Below are 13,355 nucleotides of genomic sequence, written 5' to 3'. Positions count from 1 at the left end.
GATGCAAGTGCCTGTTAAACCAAAACTAAAGATAGCGACAACAAGTCTGGCTGGCTGTTTTGGCTGTCACATGTCCTTTCTCGACATCGACGAACGCCTGTTCGACTTGATAGAGCTTGCAGAATTTGACCGCTCACCGTTCACAGACATCAAGCATTGCGGGCCATGCGACATTGGCCTGATTGAAGGCGGTTTGTGTAATGCAGAAAACGTGCATGTTCTGCGTGAGTTCCGCGCCAATTGCAAGACACTGGTCGCGGTAGGTGCATGCGCCATTAACGGCGGCTTGCCCGCACAACGCAATCATCTTTCAATTGCTACCGTATTAACAGAAATCTATCATACACAGCACGGTCTGGTTGGCGGCTTTATTCCTAACGACCCAGAGCTACCTTTACCGCTAAATCAAGTTCATCCTATTCACGAGGTAGTCAAAATTGATTACTTTATTCCAGGCTGTCCGCCATCTGGTGAAGCCATTTGGAAAGTGCTCACTGACTTGATTGCCGGACGTGAACCAGACCTTAGTCATGGCCTTATGCAATTCGATTAACAAAGTCTGCCGTATGCACACCAATAAAATGGCAATGCGACTTAATCACCACACATGCTTAAAGGAATGCTTATGTCTTTTGTATTAGAAACTGCTGCCAATCCTGAAAATCTGCGTCGTGTCGCGATTGACCCTTTGTCTCGGGTTGAAGGACACGGTAAAGTCACGATTCTGCTTGACGATCAGAATAAAGTACATCAAGTACGTCTGCATATCGTCGAATTTCGCGGTTTCGAAAAATTCATCCAGGGTCGCCCATACTGGGAAGTGCCAGTCATGGTGCAACGGCTTTGCGGAATTTGCCCGGTCAGCCATCACCTTGCAGCAAGCAAAGCTTTAGATGAAATTGTAGGCGCAAAACAATTAACGCCTACCGCTGATAAAATGCGCCGTTTAATGCACTATGGGCAAATACTGCAATCCCACGCCCTGCATTTTTTTCACCTGAGTTCGCCGGACCTTCTGTTCGGCTTTGATAGCGACATAGCCAAACGCAATATTGTTGGCATTGCGGAGCAACATCCTGAAATCGCAAGGCAAGGTGTGCTATTGCGTAAATTTGGACAAGAGGTAATTCGCCATACCGCAGGCAAGCGTATTCACGGCACTGGTGCAGTGCCAGGCGGTGTCAATAAATCCCTCAGCATTACTGAACGTGATGAACTACTAAAGGATATCGATGACATGATGACATGGAGTCTTGGCGCGGTGCATCTAGTCAAACTAATGCATCAGCAAAACCCTGCACTGTATGATCACTTTGGTGCTTTTAAGGCTAATTTTATGTCTATGGTTGGTTTTGATGGTGGGATGGATTTATATCATGGGCACCTGCGCGCCCGTGACGGAGCCGGCAACATACTATTCGATGGTGTTCACTATCAAAACTACTCGCAGATTATAGAAGAAGAAGTTAAAAACTGGACCTACATGAAGTTTCCGTACTTAAAATCAATGGGGGCAGAAAAAGGCTGGTATCGCGTAGGCCCGCTTTCCCGCATGCAAAACTGTGATTTCATCTCCACACCGCTCGCGGAATTAGAAAGACGTGATTTTATAGAATACAGCGGCGTCATGCCGATGCACGCCCCGCTTGGTTATCACTGGGCACGCATGATTGAGATGTTGCATGCCGTTGAAGTGATAAAAAATCTTTTGCATGATAGTGACATTCTTGGAAATGATCTCATCATAACGGGTGAGCGCGGCTTTGAGGGTGTGGGCGTAATTGAGGCGCCAAGAGGCACGCTGATTCATCACTATCGCGTAGATGAAAATGATCTGGTCACCATGTGCAACCTGATTGTCTCTACCACCCACAATAATCAGGCCATGAACGAAGCGGTGCGCAGGGTCGCGCAGCAGTACCTACATGGACACGAAATCACCGAAGGATTGCTCAATCATATTGAAGTGGCAGTGCGCGCTTTTGACCCCTGCCTGTCGTGTGCAACGCATGCACTAGGGAAAATGCCGTTAGAAATTGAAGTGCTAAATGCCGCTAGTGATCAGTTGTCCCGCTTATCACGCTCCAGCGAAGGCATATTAAGCACCCCATCTTCGGTTGTTTAGTCTGATGGTTGCGCCATTTTTAATTTTCGCCGTTGGCAACGAGTCGCGCGGTGATGACGCGCTCGGTCCCTTGTTATTACGCGACTTAGCGTCATGGTTAATGACAATCGGCTTTTCAGAGCAATTCGAACTTATAGAAGAGTTTCAATTACAAATTGAACACGCACTGGATATGAAAGGCCGACAATTAGTCCTTTTTATCGATGCAGGTATTAACACACGGACGCCCTTTAATTTTTATCGCGCACAACCATGCGAATCACCAGTGCTATATAGCCATGCGCTGGCGCCAGAGGCCTTGCTAAAAGTGTACACAAAGTTCTATCAGGAAGAACCACCAGCCGTATTTATTTTATGCATCGCTGGTGAACATTTCGAACTGGGTGAAAGCCTGTCTGCGAAGGCTAGTAAAAGGTTGGCAATTACGCTTGAATTCAGTAAAAAACTATTGCATCAACCAAACACCAGCCATTGGGAATTGCTGCTCACACGTTAAACCCTTTCTTTCCATAGACAGAACTTATGGGAAACGCTATAGTAAATTCACCCCGAATTGTTTTACCACCAATGCAAATAAAAAAAACATCAGCATAGTAAATATCACACAGCTAATTAAAGTGAACACAAACCCAATTTTCGGCAGCAAATACGGAAAAAGTAAAAACATGGGTAACGTTGGTAACACATACCAAAACGTGTAATAAGCGTGGTTCGCGATTTTGCTCGTTGGCTGCTGTTCAACATAGAGCCAAATAAGTGTAAGCACCGTCACCATGGGCAAAGCGGCAACTAACCCACCCAGTTTATCGCTACGTTTCGCAAACTCTGATACCAGCACAACTACGCCTGCCGTGATCAAATATTTCATAATAATATATTGCATGCCTTCACCTTTCTTCGTTCGTTATTTGATGCCATAAGTAAATAATTATTAATGAGTATCTCTAATGTCCTTCATGCCCAGTTGGCTTACGCACCTGTACTTCTACAGCTGGTTTTTCATCGCTTGCAGATGGTCTTTCGGCTAGAGGTACTGTACCTTCAAACTCATAAGCGACAGTGCCCTTAGGATGTTTGTAAGGTCCGGGGTCTTTGTAATCGTCTTTTGCCAAACCTGCACGCACTTTTACAACGCTGAACATTCCACCCATATCAATCGCGCCGTATTGACCCGTTCCAGTCATCATCGGCAGTGTGTTCTCCGGCAGAGGCATGTCCATCATACTGGCCATCTCAGACATTTCTGCCATACCAGTTTCGCCCATAGCCATGTAATCCGGCACTAGATTGCTGATTTTACCCACTAAATCATCTTGTTTAACGCCTAATAAAGTAGGTACATCATGCCCCATCGCATTCATGGTGTGGTGGCTTTTATGGCAATGAAATGCCCAGTCACCTAACTCATCAGCCACAAATTCAATAGCACGCATCTGACCCACACCAATATCGGTGGTCACTTCGGGCCAACGTGCACTAGGTGGCACCCAACCACCATCTGTGCCAGTCACCTGAAATTCATGGCCATGTAAATGAATCGGGTGATTGGTCATAGTAAGATTGCCAACACGTATTCTTACTCTATCGTTCTTATTCACCACCAATGGATCAATACCAGGAAAAGCGCGACTGTTCCAAGTCCATAGATTAAAGTTCAGCATGGTGTTAATTTTGGGCTTGTAACTACCGGGTTCAATATCATAAGCGTTTAACAAAAAGATAAAGTCACGATCGACTGGCATGAACTTAGGATTTTTTGGATGCGTCACCCAGCTACCCATTAAGCCCATCGCCATTTGCACCATCTCATCAGCATGCGGATGGTACATAAACGTACCTGCACGTTTCGCTTCAAACTCGTACACAAAGGTTTTGCCTGGCGGTATAGCCGGTTGCGTTAAGCCACTTACGCCATCCATGCCGTTAGGCAAACGCTGACCATGCCAATGCACACTGGTCTTTTCGGGCAATCGATTTGTCACGAAAATACGTACACGGTCACCTTCTACCACTTCTATCGTAGGGCCTGGACTTTGCCCGTTGTAGCCCCATAAATGCGCCTTCATGCCAGGGGCAATCTCACGCAACACAGGCTCTGCCACGAGATGGAATTCTTTAACGCCGTTTTTCATACGCCAGGGCAAACTCCAGCCATTGAGCGTCACCACTGGATTGTAAGGTCTGCCCGTATTTGGGTGCAGTGGTGCCTGAGTGTTGGCTTTTTCTGCAGAAACTATTTCTGGCAACGCAGCCAACCCCACCTTGCTCACTGCGCTTAAAGCCACGCCAGCACCAGCAATCTTAAAAAAATCACGTCTTGTTATACGATTTGTTGTATCAGTCGGTTTCATTATTATTTTCCTTCCATGCTGCTAGCGCTGCCAGTAAGCGTCATTTGCAGCGCAGTTTCTGCTAACCAAAATTCATTCAGTTTTTCAATATAGGCATTCACACTTGCTACCTGCGCACGCGCATCGGCAAACAACTCGAACGGGCTTATTAACATACCGTTGTAGCGCAGTTGGTTTTCATCCAAGATTTTTTTACGAAGCGGCACAATCTCATCGTGATAATGTTTTGCCATTTCATAACTTGATTGATAACGGCTATATGCCTCACGTATTTCGGACTGTGCATTGAAAGCCGCTTGTGCAGTACGATTCACGGCTTGCATATAAGTCGCCTCAGCGCGGGCTACTTTAGCCCCACCCCAATCAAACAAAGGCAGTTCAAAACTAATATCAACGCCTTTTTTATACGGATCACCACGCTTGCCTTCCAGCACCCTTGCTGGACCAATTTCCAGCACATTAATAAAACGTGTGATTTTGGTGAGCCCCAGTTGCTTTGCCAAGTTTTGGGTTTCCAAGCGCATGGCTTGCAAATCCAAACGTTGCTCAAAAGCGGTTTTCTCATATAACTGTAACTCTGCGACTGTTTTAGGCAAATCAGGTAAACGTTTCTGTAAATTTATTTGCTCTGCTGAAATACCAAGCAAGCGAGATAAAGTCTCATGTGCGCTGGTTTGCTGATGCTTGGCATTCACATAATCCAACATGGCATCGGCATAAAAACTTTGCTCTCTCGCCTGCTCAAGTTTGCTCCAGTTACCTGCCTGCACCATGCGCCGCGCCAATTCTGCACTGGCTTCTGCCGACTCTTTAACTTGCTCGCTATACAGAAGGTGCTCATTCGCAGCGACTGCATTAAAATATGCCAACCGTGTCTGATAGGCTAATTGCAGCACTTCAAGCGCCACTGCTTGTTTGGTTTTCTCAAAATTTCGACGCTCAATCTCTAACATTTTAGGCATAGCAATGAGAGAAAAAATATTAAAGGTAAGTGCCTGCTCAATTTTGTAATCGCCGTTATTTCGCGCGTAAAACATGGAAAATTTTGGATTAGGCAAACGCCCTGCTTGCACGATATCTGCCTCAGAAATGCCTAAGTTGTAAAATGAGGCCTGCAGCCCTTTGTTATTGAGCAGTGCGATTTGTACGGCGCCATCAGCATCTAATTGCTGTTTTAATAGTTCGCTCACACGTTCTGCAACTATTTTTTGCTCATTCTCAGTTTTTGGCCAAACAACCTCTTGCTTGACATGCTGTGCGGCCGTCTGTTTAACATCACCGAACCCGCCATCTTTAGAAAAAGTGGTACAACCGCTCAGTGCAAGACTTGCACATATGCTAAAAAATGCTAACTTGAAATAACTCATATAAACTCCATTCAAAGAAGACGGTTTATTGTTTAACATTCACAATAAAACCAAAATCTGCTTGCATACCGTTAGCATAGTACCCATTCAGGCACGCGGTCGGTCTAACGGCGGTGCAGGCGCTTATTGAATCAAGCAATGGGAGGTTTTTGGAGTTGTATACTGGTGGGCGAAAGGTAATTTTCTGCAAAAGCAGTGGCTACAATCTTCTGTGGCCGCATGGAAATGACACTAAACTGCCCTTGAGGAATCATAGTCAAACAAGCAAAACAATGACTACAGTTTGTGCAGCTTGACTGTGATTGCGGCTTATTGTGTGATTGCGGATTATTGTATGATTGTACGTGGTCTTGCTGAGCGGTTTGCATGTCATGACAATGCTCAACGAGATGATCATTATTGACTGCAATTTGACTTGAGTTTGAACCAGAATTCCGTTCAACAATCATCATTCCGTTAGCATAAACAGTTTCAGTAATGAATACTGTCAACAACAGAAAAATGAATAACTTTAATATATTAGGATGTACTATCCGCATAAGGTTTATTTAATCATAAGTTGAATAGAACACAAAGAATAAGTACACAAAAGTCCAGTACGGCTAGTCAACATTTTCTATTTACAATGTAACTACTTAATCTAAACTTATGCATCAAAATCTGTCTAATCAAGGATTGGCTAACCAAAATAAAATGTTATGAGCCACGCGTATTATCAATTACCAAATGGCCGAGTCGCAAGTATTGATGGCGATTGTGACTTTCCACCGCTCTCGCAAGCGCTTACAGAGCCCAACGGCTTAATCGCGATTGGCGGTGATTTATCATTTTCTCGATTATTAAGCGCTTATCAACAAGGCATATTTCCTTGGTTTAGCGAGGGCGACCCTATTATGTGGTGGAGCCCAAGCCCGCGCATGGTGTTATACCCAGACGAATTAAACATATCACGCTCGCTTGCCAAAACCCTTAAAAACTCACCTTTTGAAATACGCTTCAATACTGTTTTTCGTGAGGTAATTAGCGCGTGCAGTAACACGGAACGTGGCGGCCAACTTGGCACCTGGATTACAGAAGAAATCATTAACGCTTATTGCGCATTGCATGACGCAGGCCATGCAATAAGCGCAGAATGCTGGTTGGATAACCAGCTGGTAGGCGGCTGCTATGGCGTTAAAATTGGCAATATGTTTTATGGTGAAAGCATGTTTCATCTTGTATCAAACGCTTCAAAAGTTGCCTTTGTTAAATTAGTAGAAAAACTCAAAGGTGAAGGCATTGGCTTGATTGACTGCCAAATGAAAACAGCGCATTTAGCTAGTTTTGGTGCGCGTGAAATAGAACGTGATGATTTTATAAAGCAATTATCAATGCTAATAAAAAATGTCTGATCTCATGAACTACGCTCCCTGAGCTTGCCCACCCTGAGCCTGCCGAAGCGGTCGAAAGGCGTTGTTAATAATTTCCAATATCCGCAATTCCCTTTGACCGCTTCGGCAGGCTCAGGGTGGGCAAGCTCAGGGAAAACAGTTCATACAAGTTTAGGTTTATAATTTTGTCATGACACTGCCTAACGAACCACCTTTACAAAAGCTGCAGTTTTACGTTACCACTGGTTATAGTTGCGGCTATTTGCCTAACAGGCTTGCACAAAGTTTAATCGCCTCACCCCAACATTTAATTGATGCAACCGTTTATAGCGGCCTGATTCAACAGGGCTTTAGACGCAGCGGAAAATTTTCCTACAGACCGCATTGCGAAAACTGCCGTGAGTGCGTAGCTGTAAGAATTATTCTGCAAGACTTTACGCCTAGCAGAAGCCAAAAGCGCGCTTTTAAAAAACATCAAAACCTTAGCACTAGAATTCTGCCTGTGGCATTTTATGAAGAGCATTATGCGCTATACGCATCTTACCAAAAAGCCCGGCACACAACGGAGTTGTTGAATCAAGATGACGAGTCACTTCAAGACGAAAAACCTGAGCAGGATGAAACTGAACAATACCTAAATTTTCTATGCCAAACCAATGTAGAAAGCGTAATGGTTGAGTTTAGAGAAAATAGCCAATTAAAAATGGTGAGTGTTATTGATATTGTGCGTGATGGCATTTCAGCCGTTTATACTTTTTACCAAGTTCACGATTCAAAGTCCAGTAGCACTAAAGTGAGCTTTGGCACTTACAACATACTCTGGCAAGTAGAATGGGCTAAAAGCTTGAATTTACCGTATTTATATCTAGGTTACTGGATCAAAGACAGCAAAAAAATGGCCTATAAGCAAAACTTTAAACCACTTGAAAAACTGTTAGATGGTGAGTGGACTCAGAAAATTTAACGGCATTTCTACTGGAGAGAATTACTCCCCAGTAGAAATATATTTGTTAAATTATTTTAAAGAATATTCACCGTTCCAGTCCACGGTATAAGTAGTTTTTGAGGTGAAGTAACCGTTGTATTTACCTTTGCCTTGAATGCCGCTATATTTTCCAGTACCTGCCACATATTCCCAAGTTCCCTTAAAACTTGTGCGGGGGCTGCCATCATCAGCCAATACCGTGCTGACATCCCCTTTCCATAAAGCTGTTGTTGTGTTGCCATCTTTACTCATAGTGTAATAGCCCGTATGAGGGCCATTACCCTGAAATAACTGGCCTACCTCACGATTATCAACATTAGCATCACTCATAAAATCTGTACCGCCCGTATTTTTGTTGCTTCCGGTTAGCTCCCCGGATACCAGCATGTGACCCCCTGCTGACGGTGCGGCAGATGCTTCTTGTTTGCTATAACTTAATGCGGCGGATCCAGAAATTTTCCCATGCTCCGCCATTGCCTGACCGCTGGATAGTGCAAAAACTGACAGTACAGCTAAAGATAAAGTGATGTTTGATAGATTTTTCATGATATTTCTCCTTTTAATGAATATTGCCGTTGATGATTCATGTAAAAAACATATGCCCACTAGCCCTGCATTGACGCCCAAACGATGCCTGGCACTTTCGCCCAACTAGCCTTTTCTTCCATTTCCACGATACGCCGCGTCACAGTTTGTGCAGTTTGGTGAGTAGGTAACCATGCAGGCTTGGGAAATACGGTCAGAGGTGCGCGTATTACCGCTTTTTCTATACCTTCCAGCATCAAAGTGTTATGTACAAATCCGCTGCCGCTTTGAATGTTATTCAGCGTACTACTAGGGTGAGCACCCCAAGGCGGCGAGGCAAATACAAATGAAAGGCCCGGAAATGTATTGACTGCCACCGTGCCGTACCTAAGATTACATATAGCTCGTTCAAAAGCTGTTTTGATTGCAGGATCTTTTAGGGATTTAGGATGCGCAATAATCGTTGCATTCAGCGTACCCCATAATTTATTGTTGCAAAATTCAACCGCTTTCTCTAAAAACTCCACTGGATTTTTGTTTCCTACTTGAACTTCTGATAACACAGCGCAAAAAGGCTCTTCGTGAAAGAGTATTTCATTTTCATTATTAGGGTCTAACCCAGTGATAAATGTCCAAGGCAAGGCACCTGATTTTGGTTTACCTATACGAATGACATTTGAGCGCCCATGTGTTAGCGCATGCCAGCGATCTTCGGCGCCTGGGTAATAGGCTAGCCTTGGCTCAACAGAAGCACATACCTGTTCTATAGCGCGCATAAAACTTCCACTACCAGCCCAGCCCTTTGGCATCACCATCATCTTTGCGGCATTGCAGAAGAATGAAGCATTCATCGTCATGGCCGCTGCCACAGCTTCTGCTTGGAACCGAATTTCTTTTTCCGTATAGGGGCCAGGGACTATGATGACAGGTGAGATATTACCTAGCTCAGAAGTAATAGATTTTTTCAGCAGCGGCTCATTACGCTGCCTGCGTTCTGCTTGCTCTGAACCATAAGGTCCCCAGACAATTTGATCATGCGTTTTATCTGAGCCGGTAAGGTGAACTTCGTCAATTCCCGGGTGATAAACTAAGTGCCTGCCAATCTCAGCCCCTCCATAAATAACTGCTAGATAATGACGGTCTATCGCCTCTTTAAAAGCTTCTTCGATAAATGGCCCTAGATAGGCATTGACTGGATTCATCTTAAGCAAGCAAACCTTGCCTTCATTGAACATTTTGGTCAATACATCCATCACACCAATGGCGGCAATATTGCCTGCGCCTAATATTAATGCGACCTTCCCCTGATTATCCCGCCCTTGAGTATCAGACTTTTTGTAAAAACTGGCACGGTCGGCTTCAAGGGTTTTTTCTGTCACCTGTGCTTGCATGTATACATCGACTGTCACATTTTTAAACAACATGCCATCAATGGCATTATTAGGGAAAACATTCACGGCCAAATTTCCAGCTATAGTCCGCGTCACCTTACCTATCGAGGTATTGCCAGTTTCCTGAATGGCACGCAGCGATTCAACAAGCAAACGTAATTGACGTACACAACCCCAAGGGCTGGTTGCCCACTCCTCCGCCTCCGCAGGCGAGCCTATGGCGATACCTTTGGCCCTGCATCCAGCGTGTACCATACGCTCAGCAACATGCATTATTCCGCGCTGCATAGATTCGGCAAGTTCAATTCGCTGCCCAATTGCCATGCTTGCGAATTCTTGAGCCGCTCTCCGCAGCTGAGATAATGCCGCATCCATTTCGCCTTGGCTGGATTGTTGAAACATGGATACTGATTGTGCTGGATAACTGGAATATTCACGCAGCTTATCCATTGGCTTGTTGTCGGTCAGTTTCATGGCTATTCCTTTAATAAATTAATTAAATATCTGACTAATTAAACTCATTTAAATCCCCAATTGCACTGTATCTTGATATAAGATAATTTATAAGTTACTTACCGTTACATTGTTACCTGTTACATTGTTTAGAGTTAATAAAACAAAACATGAGCAGTTCGCCTACTAAATGGAACTCTAATGACCTGACACTTTTAGACGAGTGTTTAGATAGCGTGTTATTAAGCCCAGTCTTTGAAAAATCTCACCGTCAACAGGATTTGCTTCGTTTCCTAGTCAAAGAAACGCTCGCAGGAAATGCCCATCGGCTTAAAGGTTATACACTTGGAGTTGAGATTTTTGGGCGAGGAACAGACTTTGATCCATCTGTGGATGCTATTGTGCGGGTTGAGGTTGGGCGATTAAGAACCAAGCTGCGCGAATACTACAGCCTGCACGGGCAATCTGATGCTGTATTGCTTGACTTACCCAAAGGCAGCTATGCGATCAATATATCTTTGCGAGACAAAGACGCCACGCCAGTTCTAGCCTCTAGCTTGGCTCCTAAAGCATGGCCAAATGGCTTTGAACGCGATGTTTCTCTGGCTATTCTACCTTTTACAAACATTGGCTCGAATGCCGAACAAGAGTACTTTGTAGACGGTATCGTTGATAACTTAATCTTTGAGTTATCAAGGCTATCAGGGCTGTTTATCATCTCCCGGCAATCATCATTCAGGTATCGGGATGCAAAAAAATCCTCCAAAGAAGTCGGCGCTGAGTTAGGCGTTAAGTATCTACTGGAAGGCAGCGTTCAACTTTCAGATAAGCGAGTCAGAGTAACTGTAAAGTTGATTGAGGCTAACTCAGAGGGCTATATATGGTCTGATCGCTATGAAAGCAATCTTCAGGAAATTTTTGCTTTACAGGATGAAATCACCCTAAGCATAGTCAAAGTGCTGCAAGTCAAACTATCACCCACGGAAGCCGAGTTGTTTGGGCATGAAGGTACTGAGAGCATCGAAGCGCATGATGCATTATTACGCGGCATGGCATGCCACTGGAAATACTCGCCAAAGTTTATTGCCGAAGCACGTGTGCATTTTTCCAGAGCGGTAGAACTAGACCCTACCTATGCCTCCGCACACGCTTGGCTGGCTCGGACTTTTCTGTTCCAGTGGATCATGAAATGGGATTTAGATGCCAGCCTTAGGGAACGAGGGTTTGATCATGCACAAAAGGCTGTTTCAATTAACAGCAATCTGCCTTTTGCATTATCAATGCTTGGCTGGGCGCATCTCTGGTATAAACATCAGGATTTATCTATCGCAGCATGCCGTCAAGCGGTAGCGCTAGACCCTAATAATTTTGAAGCGCATATGTTTTTATCTATGAGCCTGTCATCGGCAGGTTTTGGCGAAGAAGCACTGTATTACATCGAAAAAGCACAACGAATCAATCCACACTCTTCCCCTTTCTATGAATTCACGCTTGGCCAAGCCTGCTATGTACTGGAAGATTACGATAAGGCTATTGCCGCCTTTAAACGTGGTTGCGCATTAAGCGCAACCTTTCCCCCTAACTATGTCTATCTTTGTACCACTTATGCATTACTTGGTATGGAAGAGGAAATGCGAGCCAGCCGTGAATCCTTTCTATCCATCATGGGTGGCGATAAATCTAGAATGCTGGAACCCCCATGGACTAATGAAGTGCTGGCGGCCACCTATGAGCATTTACTCCAAGTGGCAGAGTTAAGATAAATGGTAAAACTTAGATGCGTGGCATAGCTCTTGGCAAGTTTTGGACAGCTAATACAGGCAATATAAATTACAAAAAGTTAAATGGCAGAAATGCTACAATTCAGTTTTTAATTTTTTAAACTATTGCTTTGAAAAAACTCGTCATATTTGGTGTGGGCTTGATTGGTGGCTCAGTTGCTCTGGCTTTGAAAAAATCGGTGGGGGCGAATAACGCGCTACACATCGTAGGCGTTGGGCGCAGTCAAGAAAGCTTAAATGAAGCGCTAAACCTAGGTGTGATAGATGCATATTCTGATGCTCTGCAAGCCAATATCCATAAGGCTATGGAAGGCGCTGATTTGGTACTCATTGCAGCGCCAGTCGCCCAAACTGCAAGTATTTTACAAAGTATAAAACCGTATTTAAATAACAACACCATTATCACGGACGCAGGCAGTACCAAGAGCGATGTTTTGGCGTGTGCAAAAGAAATTTTAGGTAATCAATTTAATCAGTTTGTAGGCGGCCACCCTATTGCAGGTGCTGAAAAAAGCGGCGTAACTGCTGCTATGGCTGATTTATTTAAAGGCAAAAACGTTGTTTTAACTCCTACATCAGAGACCAATATCCATGCAGTTGCTAGCGTTGCCAAGTTTTGGCAAACCTGCGGTGCAAACGTAAGTGAAATGCCTGCCGAAACACATGACAGCATTTTTGCAGCGGTCAGCCATCTGCCGCATTTATTAGCGTTTGCGCTAGTGGACGAAATAGCCTCACGCCCGAACGCCGCACAATTATTCAGCTTTGCCGCCAGCGGTTTTAGAGACTTTACACGCATTGCAGGTAGCCACCCCGAAATGTGGCGTGACATTAGTTTAGCCAATAAAGCTGCTTTATTAGGTGAGATAAATGCATACCAAGATGAATTGTCGCAATTAAAACAACTGCTTACCAATGATGATGGCGCTGGCCTGCAAGCCTTATTTGAACGCGCAAGTATTGCCCGCAATGCTTGGGCAAATAACAAAAATAACAATCAGTAAAAA

General features: G+C 44.4%; 12 protein-coding genes. 7 read left to right on the top strand and 5 right to left on the bottom strand.

What is annotated here, in order from left to right:
• Position 1 precedes the first annotated feature (1 nt).
• The 3 genes from Q8J82_RS10545 to Q8J82_RS10535 all read left to right on the top strand — a co-directional run bounded on the left by Q8J82_RS10545 (position 2) and on the right by Q8J82_RS10535 (position 2,621).
• On the top strand, positions 2-553 hold the full coding sequence (locus Q8J82_RS10545) for an NADP oxidoreductase (RefSeq protein ID WP_305328273.1): 552 nt from the start codon (positions 2-4) through the stop codon (positions 551-553).
• 72 nt (positions 554-625) lie between these two features.
• Positions 626-2,125, top strand: a complete 1,500-nt coding sequence (locus Q8J82_RS10540) for a Ni/Fe hydrogenase subunit alpha (protein ID WP_305328272.1) — start codon at positions 626-628, stop codon at positions 2,123-2,125.
• A gap of 4 nt (positions 2,126-2,129) precedes the next feature.
• Positions 2,130-2,621, top strand: coding sequence for a hydrogenase maturation protease (locus Q8J82_RS10535; protein ID WP_305328271.1), 492 nt, complete (start codon positions 2,130-2,132; stop codon positions 2,619-2,621).
• 36 nt (positions 2,622-2,657) lie between these two features.
• Here the strand turns inward: Q8J82_RS10535 and Q8J82_RS10530 are convergent, their stop codons facing one another.
• The 3 genes from Q8J82_RS10530 to Q8J82_RS10520 form a co-directional block, all read right to left on the bottom strand.
• Entirely contained in the window at positions 2,658-3,008 is a 351-nt protein-coding gene (locus Q8J82_RS10530) for a DUF3147 family protein (RefSeq protein ID WP_305328270.1), read from the bottom strand.
• Between the two features lie 61 nt (positions 3,009-3,069).
• Complete coding sequence (locus tag Q8J82_RS10525) at positions 3,070-4,476, bottom strand: multicopper oxidase family protein (protein WP_305252591.1); 1,407 nt, start codon at positions 4,474-4,476, stop codon at positions 3,070-3,072.
• Positions 4,477-4,478: 2 nt separating this feature from the next.
• Positions 4,479-5,843 carry a TolC family protein gene (locus Q8J82_RS10520; RefSeq protein ID WP_305252592.1) on the bottom strand — a complete coding sequence of 455 codons (1,365 nt, stop codon included), beginning with the start codon at positions 5,841-5,843 and terminating at the stop codon, positions 4,479-4,481.
• A 698-nt stretch (positions 5,844-6,541) separates the two neighbouring features.
• Between Q8J82_RS10520 and aat the strand changes: the two genes are divergently transcribed.
• Together aat and Q8J82_RS10510 are read left to right on the top strand one after the other, a co-directional pair.
• The gene (gene aat / locus Q8J82_RS10515) at positions 6,542-7,234 is read left to right on the top strand and encodes a leucyl/phenylalanyl-tRNA--protein transferase (protein ID WP_304890798.1); all 693 of its coding nucleotides are present in this window, start codon (positions 6,542-6,544) and stop codon (positions 7,232-7,234) included.
• Positions 7,235-7,403: 169 nt separating this feature from the next.
• Positions 7,404-8,177 (top strand): arginyltransferase, encoded by a 774-nt coding sequence (locus Q8J82_RS10510; RefSeq protein WP_305326843.1) that lies wholly within the window; start codon positions 7,404-7,406, stop codon positions 8,175-8,177.
• 51 nt (positions 8,178-8,228) lie between these two features.
• On the opposite strand, the gene Q8J82_RS10505 is transcribed toward Q8J82_RS10510, so the two are convergent.
• Complete coding sequence (locus Q8J82_RS10505; RefSeq protein ID WP_305326842.1) at positions 8,229-8,744, bottom strand: hypothetical protein; 516 nt, start codon at positions 8,742-8,744, stop codon at positions 8,229-8,231.
• Positions 8,745-8,803: 59 nt separating this feature from the next.
• Complete coding sequence (locus tag Q8J82_RS10500; protein WP_305328269.1) at positions 8,804-10,588, bottom strand: aldehyde dehydrogenase family protein; 1,785 nt, start codon at positions 10,586-10,588, stop codon at positions 8,804-8,806.
• Between the two features lie 149 nt (positions 10,589-10,737).
• Between Q8J82_RS10500 and Q8J82_RS10495 the strand changes: the two genes are divergently transcribed.
• The gene (locus tag Q8J82_RS10495) at positions 10,738-12,330 is read left to right on the top strand and encodes a hypothetical protein (protein WP_305328268.1); all 1,593 of its coding nucleotides are present in this window, start codon (positions 10,738-10,740) and stop codon (positions 12,328-12,330) included.
• A 128-nt stretch (positions 12,331-12,458) separates the two neighbouring features.
• Positions 12,459-13,352, top strand: coding sequence for a prephenate dehydrogenase/arogenate dehydrogenase family protein (locus Q8J82_RS10490; RefSeq protein WP_305328267.1), 894 nt, complete (start codon positions 12,459-12,461; stop codon positions 13,350-13,352).
• Positions 13,353-13,355: the final 3 nt, after the last annotated feature.

This window comes from Methylotenera sp. (assembly GCF_030684185.1).
In the GTDB taxonomy this organism is placed as follows: domain Bacteria; phylum Pseudomonadota; class Gammaproteobacteria; order Burkholderiales; family Methylophilaceae; genus Methylotenera.
This window is presented reverse-complemented; position numbering and strand designations above follow the sequence as displayed.

Coding starts and splice junctions, on each gene's coding strand:
- Q8J82_RS10545 (WP_305328273.1), top strand. CDS start 2: ATGCAAGTGCCTGTTAAACCAAAACTAAAGATAGCGACAACAAGTCTG.
- Q8J82_RS10540 (WP_305328272.1), top strand. CDS start 626: ATGTCTTTTGTATTAGAAACTGCTGCCAATCCTGAAAATCTGCGTCGT.
- Q8J82_RS10535 (WP_305328271.1), top strand. CDS start 2,130: ATGGTTGCGCCATTTTTAATTTTCGCCGTTGGCAACGAGTCGCGCGGT.
- Q8J82_RS10530 (WP_305328270.1), bottom strand. CDS start 3,008: ATGCAATATATTATTATGAAATATTTGATCACGGCAGGCGTAGTTGTG.
- Q8J82_RS10525 (WP_305252591.1), bottom strand. CDS start 4,476: ATGAAACCGACTGATACAACAAATCGTATAACAAGACGTGATTTTTTT.
- Q8J82_RS10520 (WP_305252592.1), bottom strand. CDS start 5,843: ATGAGTTATTTCAAGTTAGCATTTTTTAGCATATGTGCAAGTCTTGCA.
- aat (WP_304890798.1), top strand. CDS start 6,542: ATGAGCCACGCGTATTATCAATTACCAAATGGCCGAGTCGCAAGTATT.
- Q8J82_RS10510 (WP_305326843.1), top strand. CDS start 7,404: ATGACACTGCCTAACGAACCACCTTTACAAAAGCTGCAGTTTTACGTT.
- Q8J82_RS10505 (WP_305326842.1), bottom strand. CDS start 8,744: ATGAAAAATCTATCAAACATCACTTTATCTTTAGCTGTACTGTCAGTT.
- Q8J82_RS10500 (WP_305328269.1), bottom strand. CDS start 10,588: ATGAAACTGACCGACAACAAGCCAATGGATAAGCTGCGTGAATATTCC.
- Q8J82_RS10495 (WP_305328268.1), top strand. CDS start 10,738: ATGAGCAGTTCGCCTACTAAATGGAACTCTAATGACCTGACACTTTTA.